The following is a 20,674-nucleotide window of genomic DNA, read 5'->3' on the forward strand; positions in this document are numbered from 1 at the left end:
AGCCTAAAGTAGTCGATATAATAAAAGTATCTTTATATTTTCATCACCTCGTTTGGTATTAAACATGTTCAATGATAAAAGCGTTCTTATTACTGGTGGCACAGGTTCTTTTGGCCATCAGTATGTCAAAACATTATTAGCTAACTACCAACCTAAACGACTGATCATTTATTCTCGTGATGAACTCAAACAATACGAAATGCAACAAGAATTTGATTCATCTTGTATGCGCTATTTCATCGGTGATGTTCGTGACAAAGACCGTCTAAGCCAAGCCATGCGAGATGTGGATTTTGTCATTCACGCTGCGGCACTCAAACAAGTTCCGGCTGCGGAATACAATCCAATGGAATGCATCAAAACCAACATCCATGGTGCGGAAAATGTGATTGCTGCTGCCATTGCGAATGACGTAGAGAAAGTCATTGCGTTATCTACTGACAAAGCCGCAGCGCCAATCAACCTTTACGGTGCCACCAAGCTTGCTTCAGACAAACTGTTTGTTGCCGCGAACAATATGGTTGGTCAAGGTCGCACCCGTTTCTCTGTGGTTCGATATGGTAATGTGGTTGGCTCTCGTGGCTCTGTTGTTCCTTTCTTCCAGAAGCTAGCCGCGGAAGGCGCGGATTCTATTCCTATTACCCATCCAGAAATGACACGTTTCTGGATTACGCTGCCAATGGGCGTCGATTTTGTCTTAAAGAATTTCCAACGCATGCATGGTGGTGAAATCTTTGTCCCGAAAATTCCATCTGTGCGCATTATGGATTTGGCAGCAGCGTATGCTCCTAATATTCCAACCCGAGATGTGGGCATTCGTCCAGGTGAAAAACTGCATGAAGTTATGTGTCCTGCTGATGATTCTTATCATACCTATGAATTTAAAGACCATTATGTGATTTCACCCAGCATCAAATTTCATCAGGAAAATATGGACTTCGCTCATAACCGTTTAGGTGAAACAGGCAACTTGGTTGAACCAGGCTACGAATACCAATCTGGTAACAACCCTCACTTTTTAAGTATTGAAGAGATTTTAACCCTCGATGGCGCACACTGATTTTATCCCCTACGGTCGACAGTCCATTAGCGAAGACGATATTGCCGCCGTGGTAAAATCGCTACGCTCAGATTTTTTAACTCAAGGCCCTTGCGTTACCGAGTTTGAGCAGGCGCTTTGCGCCAAAGTAGGCGCTCGCTACGGCGTTGCAGCGAACAGTGCGACTTCGGCTTTGCATCTTGCCTGTTTGGCGTTAGGTGTTGGTGAAGGCGATAGCGTTTGGACCTCGCCGAACACCTTTATTGCGTCTGCCAATTGCGCTCGTTATTGTGGTGCGGACGTGGATTTTGTTGATATTGATCCTCGTACCTACAATATGTGCGCGGAAAAATTAGCCGATAAATTGGCCAGAGCAAAAGTCGAAGGTAAATTACCAAAAGTCATTATTCCCGTACATTTTGCAGGCCAATCCTGCGACATGAAAGCCATTCATATCTTATCTAAAGAGTATGGCTTTCGTATCATTGAAGACGCTTCCCATGCGATTGGCTCCAAATACCAAAACAAGTACGTAGGGAATGGCGAATTCAGCGACATTTGTGTCTTCAGCTTTCATCCGGTGAAAATAATCACCTCAGCAGAAGGCGGTATGGCTGTCACAAATGACGAACAGCTCGCTAAACACATGCGAACCCATGGCGCCCAAGGGACAACAAAGTCCCCTGAGGAATTAACGCAAATCCCTGGGGACTGGTATTACGAACAACACACTTTAGGCTTTAATTACCGTATGACCGAGTTGCAAGCGGCTCTTGGCCTATCTCAACTATCGCGCTTGGACGATTTTATTGCTCGACGCCACAAGCAGTTTCAAAACTACCAAAGGTTACTCAAAGATTTACCCGTAATCTTGCCTTATCAGGACAAAGACAATTATTCGTCATTACACCTGTTTCCCATTTTATTACCCATCGGCAATGAAACCGCTAGAAAAGGGGTATTTGACAGTTTGCGTCAGGCCGGTGTGGGGACTCAGGTGCATTATATCCCTGTGCATATCCAACCATATTATCAACAGCTTGGTTTTGCAGGTGGCGACTTCCCGATCGCTGAAGATTATTACGCTCGTACCTTGAGCTTGCCGCTTTTTGCCGACCTTACTTACGCACAGCAAGAGCGAGTCGCTTTAATTTTAAAGCATGCTTTGATTGCTAACCGTGTGATGAGCGCCTAAACCATGAAGAACTCTGCTGAATCACCAAGCTATCGAGTTGCTGTTATTCCTGCTCGTGGCGGCTCGCAACGTATACCAAGAAAGAATATTCGTCTATTAGACGGAAAGCCTTTGATTGCTTATTCGATTGAAACAGCAAAGGCTTCAGGCTTATTTGATCGTATTATTGTGTCTACCGATGATGATGAAATAGCTAGCGTCGCGCGGCAATTTGGCTCGGAAACGCCCTTCCTACGTCCTGCGGATTTGGCGGATCATATGACTGGAACAACTCCAGTCATGCAGCATGCTTTGAACCAAATAATGAAAGAAGGCAAAACACCTGACCAAGCCTGTCTCATTTATGCCACCTGCCCAATGTTAACGCCTGAAGATCTTCAGCAAGGTTTAGCACAACTAGACAAAACAACGGCCTTCTGTTTTTCGGCAACGACCTTTGCCTTTCCCATTCAGCGCGCGCTTCATATTCAAAAAAATGGTGAATTAGCCCCCATGTTCCCTGAACACATTGGCAAACGCTCACAAGATTTAATCGAAGCAATTCATGATGCGGGGCAGTTCTATTGGGCAAGCACGAAAGATTGGTTTGAGCAGGAAATTTTTGGTCCTAGGTCCAAGCCACTGATGCTGCCAAGACACAGAATTCAGGACTTAGATACCGAAGAAGATTGGTTGCGCTTAACACAAATCATGGCGCTGAAAAATAAGAGTTAATCTTTTCAGCCACACGCTTAGCGCCGTTTCCATCCACTAAGCTGCGTGCGGTTTTACGGGCACGCTCTTGCCATGCTTTGTCTAACCAACGCTGACTTGCCTCCTTCACCAAAGCTTCAATTCGTTGCTGCCGCACGCTTTCAGCGACATTATCAAACCGAATGGAGCGACACCAACCCAAGGGAGTATGCTGCTCTAAGGAGCGTGTTTGATTATCGGCCACCTGAGCAAATAGCGTTGGTACGCCCACACAAGCTAACTCAAATAGCGTTCCACCCGCAGCGGAAATCGCCAATTTCGCCCGTTGCATCAAAGGAGTAACATTCGTTATCCCCTGCTCAACAGCAATATGCTTTTCTTTACAGAAGCAGATGACTTGATCAGCGTTTTTGGCATTCGCCCCCAGCAACACTTGAATATCTTGCATTGGAAAACCAAATGACTCCAAGGCGTCTAAAATTGGCCACGTTAAAGCCAAAGGATCGGTTCCCCCCAAGGTAATAAGCAGTTGATTTGGGGTACTGTCACTTGACTCTAAGCGCTGAAAGGTGGGTCTTAATAAGGCATAGGAACTTCCCGTTAATGGACATTCTATCCGTTGGGAATAGGTTTCTTTGAGTGGGTTTAGGAGCCATTTACAAGAGAAGTCGCCCCTATCATTCATGTCATCTAACACCAGTAAATTTGGCTGATGTTGATGCAATTCCGTAATCTCTTCGGCACTGTAGCCGTAGTGATCCAATACCACGACATCAGCCTGTTTCGCCAAAGCTAAAAACTCAGACTTACACTCTTCTTCTGATTTGCCGCCAATAAAACAATCTTCAGGGGAAGCAAAGGCTTGATAACGACGATCTACCACAAACTGACATTGCCAGCCTAATTCGTCAAAGGCATGGATCAAGGCTTGGCAGCGAACTCTGTGCCCCATGCCGATTTCGACAGAAGCATCGGCTCGCACCAAAAGTTTCACGCCATCATATCCCAAGCAAGCGGTTGACCTTTTTGTGCATCGACAGCCAAAGTTTTTCCTAATACCTCTGGCCAATGTTTAGGTGCTAACCCATAGGATGGGCGAATAATTTTCAGATGCTCTTCGGTCAGAACCGTTCCAGCAGGCAAATCGGCCGCCACATAAATAGAACGACGATATTTCTTCGCAGCTTGTTCTGCCTCTGAACCACCGTAAGTTACGGTGCCAAGGGCCGCTTTAGCGGCTCGACAAGCCACCACCAGCGCTTTCATCTCTTCGGGCTCCATAGAGAATTCAGCATCAACACCGCCAGCACTTCGATCTAAAACAAAGTGCTTTTCGATAACGGTCGCACCGAGCGCCGTTGCTGCGACAGCCGCACCTAAGCCTTGGGTGTGGTCAGATAATCCAACTGGGCAATTTGTTTTTGCTGCTAAATCGGCCATTGTCACTAGGTTAGAATCTTCAATTTTGGAAGGGTAAGTACTGGTGCACTTAAGCAAGGTGAGCGGGTTATCGCCAATAGCGCGAATGGTGGCCACAGCCTCGGCAATTTCCTCTTCGCTCGCCATTCCCGTCGACATAATAATCGGCTTGCCCGTGCGAGCGACGGCCTGAATCAGTGGAATATCCGTCATCTCAAAAGAAGCTATTTTGTACAGGGGAACGTCGATGGATTCTAAAAATGCCACTGCCGTTAAATCAAAAGGCGAACTAAAAGCAACTAACCCTAGCGACTCAGCCAATTCAAACAAAGGCTTATGCCATTCCCAAGGGGTTGAGGCTTTTTTGTATAGATCATACAAGTTGGAGCCACGCCACAAACTATCGCTTTCAGATACCATGAATTCACCATGACGCACGTCTAACGTCATGGTATCTGGCGTATAGGTTTGCAGCTTAATAGCATCCACCCCCGCCTCTGCGGCAGCGTGAATCATTGCTTTAGCTAGTTCAAAATCTTGATCATGGTTGCCCGATAACTCAGCAATAATAAAAGGCGTTCGTTCGAACATAATTAACCATTGTAATAAGTGATAAGGTGATCGTTGCCTTGATCCACATAATCAGACGCTTGTTGCAGCATGCTTGGCATTTCTTCCAAAAATTCACACCAAGGTGTGAACAAGTGGCGCGCACGAGCAACCGTTTCCGCTTCGTCCTCATACTTAAATAAAAACTGCACTATTAGAAAAGCGGAATAAGTAAAAGAGCCTATCAACAGGTCATGAATATGACGGTAAACACTGCCTCGTAAAAAATAAATCTCACGGTGATAAGACCAAAGCAGGTTACAAACATCTTCACGCGTTTTAATCGTATCGTCCCAACCACTTCGAAGCGTTTTACTAATCTTGAGAAAATCATCCACAGAAATGAGGCTATCTGTTGTTTGTTGCAAAATAGCAGTAGGCGGATCCGTAAAGAAAGCACTCTCTAACAAATCAATAACTTTTTTGTGGTCAATGACAGGATCTGTAATAAGAACATCTTCAATCGGCAGTGGGGTCACGCCTTCAATTTTCGCCACATCCGATAAATTATAGCTCTCAAAATTACGGCGTTTTTTCAAAGATCGAATAAGAGATTCAAGTTGTACTCTGGTAGTATCCATCATGCCCGTCGCATAAACTGTGCCACCAAAGTTCCCTTCTCGTTCAACTAGTACCGCTTCTTGGAAAGTCTGAAAACCAGTTTCTTTACCATCTTTATAATAACCACTGTGCGCAGAATGATGGGTATTTTTGTCTTTAAACCCGTTATCGATACCTAGGAAATAAACATTATTAAGACCAAATAAATGCACATAAGACAAAGCCAAATTGGCAACAACAGGATTACAGTAATTCAGTTGAACATAATTTTTGTCATCACCTTGAGCACGGGCATGCCCTAAAATCAATGAGGTAATAGCTTCACCTGGTTTCAAGCCCATTCCAGAACGCTCAAAGTAATCAAAATATTCAGGGTGCATAACATCAACACTCAGCCCCCAAATACCTTTCAAATACTCTTTATCTAAAAAGAGAAACTTATCAACTGTCTGTTTCATGCGCTCAATATCCACATGAATATCAGGAACAATACCCAATTTACTAAGGGTATTAATTGTGGAACCACATGATATTAACAAGACCTGCTCACGAACCTCCTTGATCAATTCAATACCTTGATCAAGTGAAGGACCATTTCCTAAAATAAAAACAGGCACATTAGTCACCCATTTCGGTAATTTTTCACGACCTTGGAAATGAGCGACTTTCGTTTTAGGTAATGATCTTAGGCCTTGAGCAATACCAATTAAAGCATCGTCAAAGAAACCCCATCCCATAACTTGACGCGAATAATGTTTTTTAAAATATTCAAAGGCTTTATTATTTTCAGGGCTTTTATAGCCCATGAAAAGGTACGTTTCCGGTGCTAAGAAGTAACCATTTTCTTGTAACTGAAGGAGGTAAGTATCTGTAAATTCGTCCGGTTGGATGCCTAAGAAAAAATGAATTGTCCTACCATCGCGATTAAACTTTTCTAGTATGTCTTCCCAATCTATCGCATACAAAGAATAGTGAAAAAAGTCTAAGTCACTTTCGTAAAGGTAAAGGTGCTTTATTTCTCTTCTACTAAGCAGTAATTCAAGTTGATAACCAAATTCTATGCCAAACACAATAGCGGCACCGACAAAATCTGGCCATTCGTCCTGCTTTGCTAAACCAACAGATTGAACTTCAACTTCGTCGAGAATTTTATTGCTATAAAAGACATGACGGCTCTCATTATTAACAGAGCGCTCAAGATTAAGAAGGGTTTTCGCAGGCTTAGAAAGCGCATAATCGACTTTGTCTTTGGCTTGAGCTCTAGGGTCTTTTGAAAATAAAGGAACACCAATGTCTTCCCTAAATACATTCATATCCCCAGATTCTTCCATATAAACATAGCGTTTTTTAGGCTGATAACCTTGGAGCTCTTCATAAATATGCGGCATGATCTGAGAGAAGGTTGTCATATTTTTAATATAACGATCTGTGAGCTCTTGGTCTTTTTCTCTTAACCTAACGACCCCTTCTTTGAAGGTCGCGAGAAATTCCTCTGCATGCTTAATTTTAGAGCCATTGTCTTCATTCTGCATGCTTCACGCCTTTATATTTACTGACACTTTTACGGACTTTGATAGATTGATACAACTGATTTTGCATTGCTTTGTGGGTATTTTTGAGTATTTGCGTTGCTGACTGGTGAACTTTAATAAAAGACTTTAACTTTTCATTGGCTAGAACATTTTCTTTTTCAGGTGCTAATGAAAAGATAAAATCATTATACTCTGAACACAAGCGCTGAATTTCATCTGAATTTTCTAATGATACTGCTTTTTCTAAATCTTCAGTTAACTGGGTCAACTGCTCTAGATCAAGCATTAACAGCCCCAGCTGTCACATCATTTGCACCACTGTAAGCTTGCTGTTTATCAGCTTCCGTGATTTGATCCCAAGCACCTTTAATTTGTAGTATCAAAGCAATGACTTGATCAATAACAGCACAATCTTTCGATACACTGGCCTCATTAATGCGGATAATCATGTAATCATACAATCCGTCTAAATTGTCAACAAGCTCAGGATTAACATCTCGGTCTAAGGCGTCTCTAAGTGCATTGATGATCTCAATTGCGCGAGTAAAAGCAGCCGCTTTTCCGGCCCAATCTGCACGTTCAATGCAGCCCTTACCCAACGCTAAGCGTTCTAAAGCACCCTGCATTAAAAGTTGTATGACTCTATGAGGATCTGCCGAGGCTAAATCGGATTTAATAGAGTCCTTTTTATAGGCCTGAATCCCTTTTTTCCCGTACATAAAACAACCTCAAATATTTACAAAAACGACAGCGTCGCCATATTACATTTTATTTAGCATTGAGTTCAGATAATCACCTTGAGCATTCATGTTCGCAAGCTGGGTGTCTAAGCTAGTGAACTTACTGCGCAAAGATGCTTCGTACTTCTCCATGCGTGCCTCGTAGTCAGCAAGTGACTCTTCAGTATTACTTATCGACTTAGATACAGAATCCTTTAGGGTACTATTCATTCCTCTTGGACCTGTATAGCTATCTAACAAGCTATCAAGAGACTTTGCTAATCCATTATCCCCAACAAACAAAGAAGCTACAGCGTCGAAATCGGTATCAGCGGCACGATTAAATTTTTCACTATCATAAGAGAGAGTGCCATTATCTAGCAGCTCAACGCCAACATCAAAAATAGAAGTAAATGGACTGTTTGGACTGCCACGATTAGACATTAAGTCACCTGCCAAAGAGGTACTTAAATTTCGAATCATACTGTTGCCATTTAAAACAGCACCTTTTGCGGAGTTCTGTTTAAAAACAGCGATTAACTCATTATAGGAATTTACGAAACCTTGAATGCTTTCTTCAACTTGCTCTTTGTTGTAGGTCACTTCAACTTTGGCAGGTTCTTTTGATACATCCAAAGCCTTAATAGAAAGTCCCGCAATAGCATCATCAAAATCATTAGAGTCACTACGTACTGAAATACCATCAACAGTAATATAGGCATCTTGCGCTTCACCACCTTCAGGAACACTTAAACCAGGAAAAAAACCACCTAATGCTGCGCTGTCTAACGTTAAGTTACTACTATCAATATTGAGTGTGTTTCCTGCCCCTGTTTTTGTTGAGGTGATGGTGAAAAACATATGGCCTTCACCGTCATCTACTAAGTTAGCAGAGACGCCAAAATCTTTCCCTTCAGAATTTATCAGCTCACGAAGTTTTGACAAGGTCGTACCAGGTTTGACATCCAACTCAAGCTCTTCATCACCAGCCGTTAAGGTAAGCTTACCGCCAGATGAGGTAACGACTTCATCTCGTGAGGAAAAGGATGTGATATCTGAAATGAGACGGCTACCTTTAGCCAACTGGTTTACTTGAATCGAGTATTTATCAGTGGAAGCCGTTTTATCAGGAGTAACCGTGAAAGCTTCTTTGCCATTTTTCTGCTCGACAATGGCATTACGGCCAGAAAAAAGCGTATCATCGTTTAAGTTTTTCACGAAGGTTTTAAAATTATCTATTGCTGAACCCACTGAACCAAGGGCAGAGAGTTCGGCTTCGTAACCAGCTAACTTGTCTTCATATAATTTTACTTTTGTATCTCTTCTGGCGCTTACCATATCACTTACTAGAGACTCAAGATCCATACCGGATCCAGCACCTAATGAGCCAATAGCCATACAAAATCTCCTAGTTTCAACACCTTATATTTACAACAAATCAAACTTCACTATTAACTAATGTTCCTTTCACATCACTTAACTGACTCATGATAGCATCAATTCTTTCCGACATTTTTAGAAACTCTTCTGTCGGCATCTGACGAACCACGTCACCTGTTGTTTGATCTAATACTTTAACGATATTTTTGCTTCTATCTTCCGTCATCTCAAATGATAATTGAACGTTCAGCTGAGACATCTTTTTATTAGCATTCACAATTTTTTCAGGATCAATTTTAGGCGAATGCGCAAAACTCTGATTGCTACTCTTATTATCCGCCTTGTTACTATCGGCCGAATTTTGAATAGCTTTAGCATTCGCTTCACGTTGCGCCCTAAATTGCTCTCCCGTACGCTGATCCTGCCTAGTAGCAACGACTCCCAAAGACTGTTTAGAAAAATCACTAGAATTAATAGACATACACTAGTCCTCTGAATGAAACAAAAGCTGGAACAAAGCTCCAGCTTTCCGTTACCACTAATTTTAGCCTAGAAGAGACAACGCTGTTTGCGGACGTTGGTTTGCTTGAGCCAAAATTGATGAGCTCGCCTGTTGAAGAATCTGAGCACTTGTTAGTTTAGCAGTTTCTTCAGCAAAGTCAGCATCACGTACACGTGAACGTGCAGCGGATACGTTTTCTTGTATGTTACTCAAGTTACTGATACTTGAACCCAAACGGTTTTGAACAGCACCTAATTCGGCACGTTTAGAGCCTACAGCAGAAATCATATTATCCAAAATATCGATCATACTTTGTGCATTGGCCATCGTTGTAACAGATGGTGCTCCAAAACCTTGCTCTTGATCGCCAAAACTTCTAGAACGACTCGCTGGTGGCTCTGGCATTTTAGGAGCGTTAGGGTCTACATAAACTTCGCCACGAGCTTCTGCATCAGCTTTCGCTTGAATCTCAGGGTCTACATACTCTTCACCATTGGCTTCAGCTTCTGCTCTTGCTTCTGCTTTTGCAGCTTCTTTCTGAGCATTATACTCAGCGGTTCTTGCTTCAAAAGTATCAACTTCTTCTTGATATTTTGCTTCATCTGCAGCGTTTGAAGACAAACCAGCCATCGTGAAGCCACCATTATTTGCATAATCCTGGTTATCACCTTTACTCAAGTCAAAGCTGATTGTTTGGTTTGCATCAGCACCAACTTGATATACACCCTCGTAACTACCATCTAGTAGAGCACGTCCACCAAAGGTTGTATCAGAGGCGATACGGTCAATCTCTGTAGACAAAGCACTAATTTCTTGTTGAAGCGCTTTACGATCATCTTCAGAGTTCGAGCCATTCGCAGATTGAATAGACAAAGTACGCATACGTTGCAGCATGTTTGTCGTTTCATCCAATGCACCTTCCGCAGTTTGCGCAACAGAAATACCATCATTGGCGTTACGAACAGCCTGATTCAAACCATTAACCTGAGAGGTTAATCGGTTAGATACCTGTAAACCTGCCGCATCGTCTGCCGCACTGTTAATACGCAAACCAGAAGACAAACGCTGGAAAGAGGTATCTAGAGTATTACCTGATTTCATCAACTGTCGCTGAGCACTTAAAGATGAAATATTCGTATTTACGTATAAAGCCATTATAGCCTCCTAGTTTTCATTTTATCCTGCAAATAAAGCAGCTCGTATAAGGTTTTCGACAACACTTTGAAAACCTTTAGTCAATTTAGGAATTTTTTTTCCCACATTCGGTAAAAAAACTCCCATCAAACGGCAAAAAAATGCCTAATTCATTGTTTCTAAAGACATTTAGAAACAATTTATTTTTAGAAAAATCTTTGCAATTTCTTTAAAAAAGACAAAAAACGCACATTTTTCTTAAAATCTCTCTATTTTCACGAAGCGGAGATATAACCCTTAAATTATTGCCAAAATTTGCGCCCTGATTTTGCCTCTTCCGGCAAATTTCCCCACAAAAAAGGAGTGTTTTTTGCCGCTCAAAATAACAATCAAAATTGATAGTCATCTCCTCTCAACAAACGGATAAAAAAGACACAAGGCGCCATTCTGCTAAAGCCACGCACAACGACTTAACAGTTATATGTCTTCGCAAAATATCTCTATTTAAGATCTGACTATTCATCTTGAAGTCCCCATTCAAGTGGAACAGACACACCCACTAGACAAGCGAGCGAACATGGCGGAAGGTGTCGAATTGAGCAGCCCGGCAAATAGAATTTAGGCAGAGTGTCTAGCCGTCGCCGAACAACAAAACGCCACAGCAAAATATCGCCGTTAATGATCTGACTATTCATCTTGAAGCCCCCATTCAAGTGGAACAGACACGCCCACTCGACAAGCGAGCGAACATGACAGAAGGTGTCGAATTGATAAAACAGGCAAATAGAATTGAGGCAGAGTTCCCAACAAACGCCGAACAACAAAACGCCACAGCAAAATATCGCTATTAATGATCTGGCTATTCATCTTGGACTCCCCACTCAAGTGGGACAGACACACTCATTTGTCGACCGAACAAACATGGCAATTCATGCCAAATTAAACAGACAGGTAAGTAGAATTGAGGCAGAGCTCCCAACAAACGCCGAACAACAAAACGCCACAGCAAAATATCGCTATTAATGATCTGGCTATTCATCTTGGACTCCCCACTCAAGTGGAACAGACACACTCATTCGGCGACCGAACAAACATGGCGGAAGGTGTCGAATTGAGCAGACCGACAAATAGAGTTGAGGCAGAGTGTCTAGCCAACGCCGAACAGCAAAACGCCACAGCAAAATATCGCCGTTAATGACCTGGCTATTCATCCTGAACTCCCCATACAAACGGAACAGGCACACACAGCTGAAAACCAAGCGAACATGGCAGGTCATGCCGAATTAAGCAGATAGGTAAATAGAATTGAGGCAGAGTTTCCAACAAACGCCGGACAGAAAAACACCACTGCAAAATATCATCATGACTATTCATCAGACCACCTTCGCCCATTTGGGCCAGAAAGAGATGAACGAAAAAGACAACACACATAAACATTCAACAGCTCATTGCTTTTCAAAAAAGCAAATAGATCATCCTGTTGAGGTCTAAAACTTAAAACGCAGAGGATGGAAAAGTGGCGGGCCCAATTTTTGACATAGCCATTCACTCCCTCTTTGCTATCCATAAAACATAAGCAAGAGAGCCAAGGTATGATACTGAGCCTGAAGAGCCTGCCATATAAACTAGACATCAAATTAGATCGCTTTAAAAAGACAAGCAAACCGCCTTTGACAAAAAAAGCAGGCAATCCAAACTGTTCTTTCAGTTCGATTCGGATACGAGTACCCCACCAAATATTCCATTAATTTCCACATCTGATGAGTAATCACGCTGAAAAGACCATTTATAAAAAAACACCTTTTCTAAACACACCATCAGACAACAAAAGCCAATCTCAAAGTCAGTCTTAAATTCTGAACTGTCTTTGGCATAAGCCTTAAAACACTGCCCTAAAGACCCAAAAACACGTTATTTGGGCAAAAAAAAGCCAGGTGAAAAATCACCCGGCTAAAAAGGCACCTCTAGGAGAGAGAAGTTGCCTATATTCCGAGAAAACTCGAATGTTTAAATGAAGCCTCATCATATTTAGAGGCTTCAAAGTCTAGCGGTTAATTCCCTAGCAAAGCTAAAGCCGCCTGTGGTCTCTGGTTCGCTTGTGCCAAGATCGTAGAACTGGCTTGCTGGATAATTTGTGAGCTTGTTAATGACGCCGTTTCAGCAGCATAGTCAGCATCTCGAACACGAGAGCGTGCCGCTGCTACGTTTTCAGAAATACTAGACAAGTTATTCACTGTTGAACTAAATCGGTTTTGTACGGCACCTAGTTCTGCTCGCTTGGAGTCAACGGCTTGAATCATGGTATCCAACATAGCAATCATACTTTGTGAGTTTTTCACATCAGTAATCGATACAGAGTCTGCCGTAACCAAAGGCGTACCGTATTTTTTCTCCGCCTCAATAACCGTTCCATCAGGCTGCGTCACTGAGCCATCTGGGTGATTAATAGTCCCATCTGGTTGCTCAATTGAGCCGTCGGGATGAATAATGCGGCCATCTGGAAAAGATATACTGCCGTCTGGGTGCTCTGTCGTACCATCCGCTTTTAAAATAGTACCGTCTTCGTTCAAGACATCTTCTCTTGGCGTACCATCTTCATTAATTGGCGTACCATTTTCATCAATCAACACACCATTCGCGTTAATTGGACGATTTTGCTCATCAATAAGAACATTGTTCTCGTTAACACGTTTTCCTTCTTCGTTGACAAGCTCACCGTTTTCGTTCATCAGAATGCCATTTTCATTTACACGTTGGCCTTCTTCGTTAATTAATTCGCCATTTTCGTTAATCAAATGACCATCTTCATTAATGGCATCGCCATACTGATTAACAAAACCACCGTCTTCGGTAGGAATAATCTCGAAAGGATCTTTCTTAGGCTCCTCTGGCTCTTCTGGTTCTACGTAAGGAACACCGGAAGTCAAACCGGAAATAGTAAAGCCGCCATTACCAGCCAGGTTGATAGAATTATTTATGCCACCATATTCCATTGAAAAACTAATGGTTTGGTTTGCATCTGCACCAACTTGGAAAATACCTTTATAGGTGCCATCAAGCAGAGTTCGACCACCAAATGTAGTGATGTCTGCAATTCGGTTAATTTCTTGAGCAAGCTGCCCCATTTCTTGCTGTAGTGCGATACGGTCTTCATCAGCGTTCGAACCATTTGCTGACTGAATAGACAATGTACGCATACGCTGAAGCATATTGGTTGTTTCTTCTAAGGCACCTTCAGCTGTTTGAGCCAATGAAATACCATCGTTTGCATTTCGGACAGACTGATTCAAACCGTTAATCTGGGAGGTCAATCGGTTAGATATTTGCAAACCCGCAGCGTCATCACCCGCACTGTTAATACGAAGACCTGAAGACAATCTTTGATACGCTGTATCGAGTGTTTTACCACTACTTGTTAACTGACGCTGAGCATTCAGCGATGACACATTTGTGTTTACATATAAAGCCATTTTCTTCTCTCCTAAGAATTTTAACCACAAGACAACCCTCTGATTTAATTGATTTTTTGGGGTTTTTGTCTCTTATAAAAGTTATCGACACAAACGTGGTAACCTTTAATATTTTTTGTACTTTTTTAAACTTTTTTGTTTTTTTATTCGCGTAAAAAAACGTACAAACGGTTATCGAACAAGAGAGGGATAACTTTAGAGTTAAAGTTAAACAAATAGGAAAAAAGACGAACATTAAGTGAATTTTTTAGATAAAAAAGGCGGTACTCACAAGGAGCACCGCCTTAAAAATAACGATAAAAAAATGACAGCGCTTTAGAACCCTAAAAACAAAAAAATGCTAAGAAAAATTACGAGATGTGATTAATAAATTGCAAACCTAATGTTTGCGGATCTACTTCTTTTTCAATAACAACCTCGGTTCTAAGATTGGCTGATTTATTTAGCTCAATATCCGACGCAGCCATAAACGCTTTATTCGTCATACTGTATACTTGACGAACCAAAGAAGGCTTAAAGGATTTATTTAAAGTCAGCACAAAGCCAACACGACCATTAGATAAAGAAACACAAGATCCAACAGGTATACTACCAATACTCTTTAAAAAAACGGTTAATAGCTGTTTATCAAATGCCAGCCCTGATTCTTTCTGCATTTGTCGATAAGCTTTAATCGGTCCCATTGAAGGCTTATGAGATTGCTCCGAAGTCATTGCATCGTAAGCGTCAATAATAGCGGCAATTTTGCCATATACAGAAATTTCTTGGTCTAATTTACCTTCTGGATAGCCGGATCCATCAACCTTTTCATGGTGATCAAAAAGCATCTGATAGACGGCTTTAGGAACATTCTCGCATTGCTGCAATATTTGCTCCCCAAACTTTATATGTTTACGAAATAGATCAAATTCCGCATCAGTCATTTTTGTTGTTTTTGTCATCATTACCATTGGCAGTCGAAAACGCCCTAAATCAAACAACAATGCTCCAAGTGCGATAACTTCAATATAGGCATCAGATAGCTTCATCGCCTTAGCAAAGTGAATACCAAGAACGGCCATCCCTATAGCATGTTGCTCTAGATAAATAGAAGCGTCTTTTATATGGCGAATGGCCATTAAAGCGAAATTATTACGAGTATGAGATTCAATCAAACGTCGACAAAACTTCATCAAATCCGGCATATCAAGCTGCTCACCACGCTTAAATAGCTCAACTTGTGACGCCAATAAGGCATGACCATCTTTGAAAAGTTTAAAAGCCGTAACTGTTTCATCATCAAACGAAGTGGGGATACACTTCATTTCCAGCACTTTTTTTTGAGCTGCTTCGGCTTTCTTCGCTTGGAAACTTGTGTCTATATAGGCTGCAGTGCTTTTTGCTTCACCTTCATTATTCTCATTAGAACGCTTTTTATGACTAAGAATATATTCTCTCGTTTGATCATTTAATTCTTGTCTAAAATAGCGAAACAAACTTTGATTTTTTGTATGTTTATTGCGCAATTCTTTTGTTGTGAAATCCGGATTAAGTTTTTTTAAACTTTTAACCGAGCGACCAGATGCAATAGACATACAGAGCAAAAGCAGTCGCTCTTCCGCATCATATAAACGTTCACGCTTAGTATTAAGTAATTTATCATCAGAAAAAAAAGGATCATAAGGAAGAAATGAAGAGTCTAAGGTAGGACGTAAAACGTCAAAAGCCACTTGACGCATAGCGATACTAACTAAACGATTTTTTCGGCCATGAGTTTTTATAATGCTTTGAACTCTTTTACAGCCAACAACCTCTTTTTTAATGCCTAATATGTCGAGTATTTCTACCATATCAAAATACCCGACATTGATATCAGCCCCAAAACATGACTCAAGTTTAAATGCCGACATCTTACTTACCTTTTACGATACATTACATCTGATTAAATAAAGACAGGTTACTCATACGAGAAAACACTTTTTGCGATGCATTTAGTGCCGACTCTTTCATCGACAATTCCGTTGCGGCTGCCCCCATATCTAACTCACCTTCTCGGCTTTGAGCCACAGTATTAGATAATTGGTTCGCAGAACTATAATCCTCACGATCTTCGATCATATTCAATCTTGCACCGATTTCAGATCGCCCGTCACCTATTCTTTGTCGAGCACTATTAATACTGTAAGTCGCACTAAAAAATGCAGCTTCACGCTCTTCATAAGTAGAATTCACATCTCTCAACACCGCTAATGAATCATTAATCTGATTAAGAACGTTATCTTTTACTGGTTTGTTAAGCGTAATATCAACCGAAGCACCAGGCTCCCCATCTAATATAAAAGACATCCCAGAAAAAACAATTGGTTTACCAATAGTATAAGTACCAGATTCTATCTCTTCACCCTTACTATTTTTAATCACATAGTTAGCTGGCATACCGGTGTATAAATGATAGTTATTTGGTTTTTCTTCTGTATCACTATCATCATTTTTGGAATTTCCAGCATCCGCTTTAGGGCCTTCCCCTTCTGGGTAAGAAGTCGTCAGTTGATACGTATTTAACTCGGGGTGTTCAGGATCATAATTTTTGGCCATAAAAGCATCTAAATCTGACTGATCTTGAATTTTATCGGTCATTAACACATTGCCATCAACAATTTTTGCATTAAAGGTACGATTGGTCCAAATATCCTGAAATAACGCTTTACCTGAATTAGTGACAGGGATTTTTAAATCCTCTGAAATCTGGGCGTATTTCTGCCCTTCATTTCCCGACCAATGATATCGTCCGTCACTGCCTAAAACAAAAGCAGGGCTTTGAGAATCCGTACCCGCAAAAATATAGCCTCCGTCTGCATTCTTAGAATTCATTAAGTCAGCCATAGATTCTGTAATTAAAGAAATCTCATGGGCAATCGCATTAACGTCAGCTTGAGTATTAATATCATTTTGCGCCTGGATAAATAAGGCCGCAGCAGTATCTAAGAAGTCATTCATACTATCTAATGCGACTTCTTGATACTCCAAGTTCCCTTTAGCCATTTTCATGGCCTCATCATATTGTTTTAGGGTCTGGTTTTTTCCATCGTACAAAAGAATCTGACTGGCACCAACAGGGTCATCACTGGGTTTTAATATATTTGTTTGAGCGCCAATCTTACTTTGAATATTAAGAATCTTGTCATTGGCTTGGCCGATTGATTTACTTGCTTGGCCGTAAATTAAGTTATTTGTTACACGCATAAACTTACCTCATAATCCCAAGCAGTGTCTCAAACGTTGTTCGAGCTGCTGTCACGACCTGAGCAGAAGCGGAATAAGATTGTTGATATTTCAAAAGGTTTACAGCTTCCTCATCAAGACTAACTGCTGACAATCTATCCCTGCGTGCCACACTTTCATCCATAACAATTTTACTGGCATCAGCATGACCCTCTATTTCGGCCGTTTTACTGCCAACATAAGAAATAAATCCAGAAAAAGCTTTCATCAACGTGGCTTTCCCAGCCACAACAGACTTATTCTGCAAGTCTGCTAATGCTAAACCATTAAAGTTATCAGACACACCAAGATTATCAGTACTCATTGTAAACACATCACCTCGGTGAGGCTTAGACGAAACAGACACATCAAAGCCCGCTTCTTCAGATAACCCTGCTTGTTCAAGTAATTTAGTGTACTGAGTAACATTACTAACCGAAGCAATCTCGACGCCAGAAGCATCCCTAACAACATAGGAACTTGGTGATGTGAAATAAATTTCATGGGGTGCACTTGGGTAAAGCGGCCCATCTGAAGAAAAAGCCGAAGACTCAGGATTAGTATTAGTCACTGAGGTTAAAGAAATTTTTGCATCAGACAAATTATCAGAACTAGTATTCACAGCAATAGGAGCGCTCAATGCTAACGCTTCACCATTTTTTGCAAATAAAGACAAACCTTTGGCCGCCCCTTCAGTCGGAGTAAAACGAAACACGTCATCACTGTCTATTTCATTAATATCCGCCAAACGCAGATCAATGCCCAGCTCTTCTATTGTAAAATAGCCATCGCTATCTTTGGCTAAGGTACTCGGATCAAATGTAATAGGTTTCTCGGTAGATTGACCATTAAGGTCAAATTTCTTAATCGAAAAGTGATTATCATCAGTTCGAGTCAACTCAAAAGTGTCTTTGGTTATTTTAGCTGACTGACCATCAGATACTTTGACTGAGATATTCTTAACCTTGTGAAGATTGTCAGAACTTGAGTAAACATTAATTTTTCCCAATGAGAATAAATTTTGACCAAATTCGCCATTAGCATCAATACCTTTTTTATTCTGGGTATTCATTGCATCAGCCAAAGCTATCGCATGCTGCCCTAAAGTTCTATCAGCATACACACTAAACTCCGAACGATAATCAATTAATCCGCCAACACTTCCACCTAATCCCTGAGTTTTTAATCCAACTTCATAGTCGCCAAAATTTACCGCCAAATCGATTTTTTTCGGCTGTAATGGGTTTGGTCTCACTGTTATTTTTGTAGGATATTGATCCATGACTAAAGGCTGACCATTTGCCAATTGGATGGTCATTAAACCTTTATCATTAAATTGTGCATTAATATCTAAGTATTTAGAGAGATTTTTTGCTAAAAGCTCCTGCTGATCACGAAGCTCATTCGCTGGAGAAATAGATAGACCTTCTTGTTTAAGAATCTTTCCATTCAAATTAGAGATTTCCGAAGTAATCGCATTTACATCCTCTAAAGAAGAAGACAGCTGCTCATCAACCAACCCCTCTTGATCACTCACCACACCAGACAGAACATGATATTGCTGCACCAAGTTTTGCAAGCTTGAGTGAGCAAGCTGTCGTAATGACGATGAAGTTGGGTCGTTATTAACTGTTTGCAAAGCATCAAAAGATTTATTGAGATAAGTGTTTAACGAAATGCTGTCTTCAGCCAACAAATTATCAGACGTGGATATCATCGACTGATAAGCATCGTAATAAGAAAAAGTGGAGGTATCCGTACGAACCTGTGAACTTACAAAATTATCGACAAGTCGAGACGTATCACGAAGAACAACACCACCAACAGGTGAACTAGTGGTGTCCGTTCTTTGACGGCTATAACCCTCAGTATCCACATTGGATGTATTCTGCCCTGTAGTGTTAATACGGGCATTACTGGACTGCAGTCCAGACAAACCAATTGAATATAAACTTGAGCTCATAGCTCACACCCCTAGTACGTTTTCAGAAGTAACCATTAGATATTTTTGTCTCTAATCACTACTTATGCAAAAACTTTACCAAAGATGGAAATTTGAGAATTTTATTATTTAGATAAGGGATAAAATACACTGAAAAAATAGAAACTAAATAGGCTTAAATAACCCAAAACCCAAGCAATGCAAGGCATACAAGCTTCTTTTGAACGGCTCTCTCACAAAGGTTCACGACCAGAAAAACGCTATAACTTCTGAAACCATTTACTAGAAAGAATGTTATCAATTTTCTCTGCGTACTTAGGGTCCGTTGCATATCCCCCTTTTTGCAAAGAAGCGGCAAACATTGACGCGTCTTTTCCAGATTCAAGGGCATCTTTATACCGCTCACTCGTTGAAAGGAAATCAGCATAATCTTCAAAACTCTGAGAAAAAGAATTGTAGGCACGAAACGCTGCTTTTTCGCGTTTTGCTATACCATCTCTAAACTCCAATGTGTTTACAACAGCTCGATCACCTTGCCAGCGGTTATCGGCTTTAATACCAAATAAGTTAAAACTAGCCGCCCCATCTTCCTTCGCAATAGGGTATTTTCCCCAACCCGTCTCTAATGCGGCCTGTGCCAATATTGCTTTTGGGTTAACACCAAGCTTAGCCGCCACTCGCTGAGCATGAGGCCATAAATTCTGTACAAACTCATCAGGAGAATCAAAAATCACTGAAACCGCAGACGGCGCTGACGATTGTTCAGCAGCAGAAAGGTCTGATGCTTCTTGTTGTACAGAATGGATAAATTCAGTAGAAGCTCGCTGGGCCAACGCCTTGATTCTAACAAGGTCCTGTTTTGCCACCTGATTCAGGAAATCGGCATCTCCTCGTTGTTTTGCTTCTGGAGAACTAAACAAGCCCTGCTGCTTAGTTTGATATTGACGAATCAAAGCTTCAGACAACCCAATCCCACCAGATTTCGCCAAACTTTGTGACATCTGAGAATCCATCATCTCTTGGTATTGCTTTGTTTGAGCACTGGAGAACAAATCACTCCCTATCGCTTCATTAGTGCTTCGCATATTTTTCAGCAGCATATTAATAAAAATAGACTCAAACTGCTGAGCCACATCTTTTAGAGCGGCATCAGGATCCTGCTGCGCCTTCGTCTTTAAAGCCGTTAAACTTGAAAAATCCGCAAAGAAATCTTGCTTTGGTGGAACAGTATTCATCGCC

The 20,674-nt window shown here is 41.3% G+C and carries 21 protein-coding genes and 1 pseudogene; 3 read left to right on the forward strand and 19 right to left on the reverse strand.

The features are described 5' to 3' along the window. Nucleotides 1-64: 64 nt before the first annotated feature. Genes pseB through pseF form a run of 3 tightly spaced genes read left to right on the forward strand, consistent with a single transcriptional unit; the run spans nucleotide 65 to nucleotide 2,948 of the window. Nucleotides 65-1,060 carry a UDP-N-acetylglucosamine 4,6-dehydratase (inverting) gene (gene pseB, locus C0J08_RS16680; RefSeq protein WP_212653044.1) on the forward strand — a complete coding sequence of 332 codons (996 nt, stop codon included), beginning with the start codon at nucleotides 65-67 and terminating at the stop codon, nucleotides 1,058-1,060. Next, entirely contained in the window at nucleotides 1,047-2,234 is a 1,188-nt protein-coding gene (gene pseC / locus C0J08_RS16685; RefSeq protein ID WP_212653045.1) for a UDP-4-amino-4,6-dideoxy-N-acetyl-beta-L-altrosamine transaminase, read from the forward strand. Before pseB ends, pseC begins: the two co-directional genes overlap by 14 nt. 3 nt (nucleotides 2,235-2,237) lie before the next feature. Next, nucleotides 2,238-2,948 (forward strand): pseudaminic acid cytidylyltransferase, encoded by a 711-nt coding sequence (gene pseF, locus C0J08_RS16690; protein ID WP_212653046.1) that lies wholly within the window; start codon nucleotides 2,238-2,240, stop codon nucleotides 2,946-2,948. Here the strand turns inward: pseF and pseG are convergent. The 19 genes and pseudogenes from pseG to flgJ form a co-directional block, all read right to left on the reverse strand. Beyond that, nucleotides 2,923-3,921, reverse strand: a complete 999-nt coding sequence (pseG, locus tag C0J08_RS16695) for a UDP-2,4-diacetamido-2,4,6-trideoxy-beta-L-altropyranose hydrolase (protein ID WP_212653047.1) — start codon at nucleotides 3,919-3,921, stop codon at nucleotides 2,923-2,925. The genes pseF and pseG overlap by 26 nt on opposite strands. Next, the gene (gene pseI, locus C0J08_RS16700) at nucleotides 3,918-4,937 is read right to left on the reverse strand and encodes a pseudaminic acid synthase (protein ID WP_212653048.1); all 1,020 of its coding nucleotides are present in this window, start codon (nucleotides 4,935-4,937) and stop codon (nucleotides 3,918-3,920) included. Before pseI ends, pseG begins: the two co-directional genes overlap by 4 nt. Nucleotides 4,938-4,939: 2 nt before the next feature. Further along, nucleotides 4,940-7,048, reverse strand: a complete 2,109-nt coding sequence (locus tag C0J08_RS16705; RefSeq protein WP_212653049.1) for a motility associated factor glycosyltransferase family protein — start codon at nucleotides 7,046-7,048, stop codon at nucleotides 4,940-4,942. Beyond that, nucleotides 7,038-7,334 (reverse strand): hypothetical protein, encoded by a 297-nt coding sequence (locus C0J08_RS16710; RefSeq protein WP_212653050.1) that lies wholly within the window; start codon nucleotides 7,332-7,334, stop codon nucleotides 7,038-7,040. The genes C0J08_RS16705 and C0J08_RS16710 overlap by 11 nt, the downstream gene beginning before the upstream one ends. Then, nucleotides 7,327-7,767, reverse strand: a complete 441-nt coding sequence (fliS, locus tag C0J08_RS16715) for a flagellar export chaperone FliS (RefSeq protein ID WP_212653051.1) — start codon at nucleotides 7,765-7,767, stop codon at nucleotides 7,327-7,329. The genes C0J08_RS16710 and fliS overlap by 8 nt, the downstream gene beginning before the upstream one ends. 42 nt (nucleotides 7,768-7,809) lie before the next feature. After that, nucleotides 7,810-9,165, reverse strand: coding sequence for a flagellar filament capping protein FliD (gene fliD, locus C0J08_RS16720; RefSeq protein WP_212653052.1), 1,356 nt, complete (start codon nucleotides 9,163-9,165; stop codon nucleotides 7,810-7,812). A gap of 40 nt (nucleotides 9,166-9,205) precedes the next feature. Further along, nucleotides 9,206-9,628 (reverse strand): flagellar protein FlaG, encoded by a 423-nt coding sequence (locus C0J08_RS16725; RefSeq protein WP_212653053.1) that lies wholly within the window; start codon nucleotides 9,626-9,628, stop codon nucleotides 9,206-9,208. Between the two features lie 63 nt (nucleotides 9,629-9,691). Then, the gene (locus C0J08_RS16730) at nucleotides 9,692-10,804 is read right to left on the reverse strand and encodes a flagellin N-terminal helical domain-containing protein (protein WP_212653054.1); all 1,113 of its coding nucleotides are present in this window, start codon (nucleotides 10,802-10,804) and stop codon (nucleotides 9,692-9,694) included. A 494-nt stretch (nucleotides 10,805-11,298) separates the two neighbouring features. Next, nucleotides 11,299-11,478, reverse strand: coding sequence for a hypothetical protein (locus tag C0J08_RS16735; protein WP_212653055.1), 180 nt, complete (start codon nucleotides 11,476-11,478; stop codon nucleotides 11,299-11,301). Next, nucleotides 11,471-11,650: a hypothetical protein gene (locus C0J08_RS16740; protein ID WP_212653056.1), complete on the reverse strand. Its 180-nt coding sequence runs from the start codon at nucleotides 11,648-11,650 to the stop codon at nucleotides 11,471-11,473. Before C0J08_RS16740 ends, C0J08_RS16735 begins: the two co-directional genes overlap by 8 nt. Beyond that, nucleotides 11,643-11,822, reverse strand: coding sequence for a hypothetical protein (locus C0J08_RS16745; RefSeq protein ID WP_212653057.1), 180 nt, complete (start codon nucleotides 11,820-11,822; stop codon nucleotides 11,643-11,645). The genes C0J08_RS16740 and C0J08_RS16745 overlap by 8 nt, the downstream gene beginning before the upstream one ends. Then, complete coding sequence (locus C0J08_RS16750; RefSeq protein ID WP_212653058.1) at nucleotides 11,815-11,994, reverse strand: hypothetical protein; 180 nt, start codon at nucleotides 11,992-11,994, stop codon at nucleotides 11,815-11,817. Before C0J08_RS16750 ends, C0J08_RS16745 begins: the two co-directional genes overlap by 8 nt. Beyond that, the gene (locus C0J08_RS16755; protein WP_212653059.1) at nucleotides 11,987-12,157 is read right to left on the reverse strand and encodes a hypothetical protein; all 171 of its coding nucleotides are present in this window, start codon (nucleotides 12,155-12,157) and stop codon (nucleotides 11,987-11,989) included. Before C0J08_RS16755 ends, C0J08_RS16750 begins: the two co-directional genes overlap by 8 nt. A 677-nt stretch (nucleotides 12,158-12,834) precedes the next feature. Beyond that, nucleotides 12,835-13,776 carry a flagellin gene (locus tag C0J08_RS22805; protein ID WP_349304791.1) on the reverse strand — a complete coding sequence of 314 codons (942 nt, stop codon included), beginning with the start codon at nucleotides 13,774-13,776 and terminating at the stop codon, nucleotides 12,835-12,837. Then, a pseudogene (locus C0J08_RS16765) lies at nucleotides 13,773-14,253 on the reverse strand (flagellin N-terminal helical domain-containing protein); the annotation flags it as partial. The pseudogene C0J08_RS16765 and the gene C0J08_RS22805, both read right to left, overlap by 4 nt. A gap of 350 nt (nucleotides 14,254-14,603) precedes the next feature. Continuing rightward, a complete protein-coding gene (locus C0J08_RS16770; RefSeq protein ID WP_212653060.1) occupies nucleotides 14,604-16,142 on the reverse strand; it encodes an HD-GYP domain-containing protein in 1,539 nt (512 codons plus the stop codon). A gap of 22 nt (nucleotides 16,143-16,164) precedes the next feature. Next, on the reverse strand, nucleotides 16,165-17,475 hold the full coding sequence (gene flgL / locus C0J08_RS16775; RefSeq protein WP_212653061.1) for a flagellar hook-associated protein FlgL: 1,311 nt from the start codon (nucleotides 17,473-17,475) through the stop codon (nucleotides 16,165-16,167). A gap of 4 nt (nucleotides 17,476-17,479) precedes the next feature. After that, nucleotides 17,480-19,456, reverse strand: coding sequence for a flagellar hook-associated protein FlgK (gene flgK, locus C0J08_RS16780; protein WP_212653062.1), 1,977 nt, complete (start codon nucleotides 19,454-19,456; stop codon nucleotides 17,480-17,482). Between the two features lie 239 nt (nucleotides 19,457-19,695). Continuing rightward, nucleotides 19,696-20,670: a flagellar assembly peptidoglycan hydrolase FlgJ gene (flgJ, locus tag C0J08_RS16785; protein ID WP_212656345.1), complete on the reverse strand. Its 975-nt coding sequence runs from the start codon at nucleotides 20,668-20,670 to the stop codon at nucleotides 19,696-19,698. Nucleotides 20,671-20,674: the final 4 nt, after the last annotated feature.

Origin of the sequence: Marinomonas sp. CT5 (assembly GCF_018336975.1) — a bacterium.
Classification (GTDB): Bacteria; Pseudomonadota; Gammaproteobacteria; order Pseudomonadales; family Marinomonadaceae; genus Marinomonas.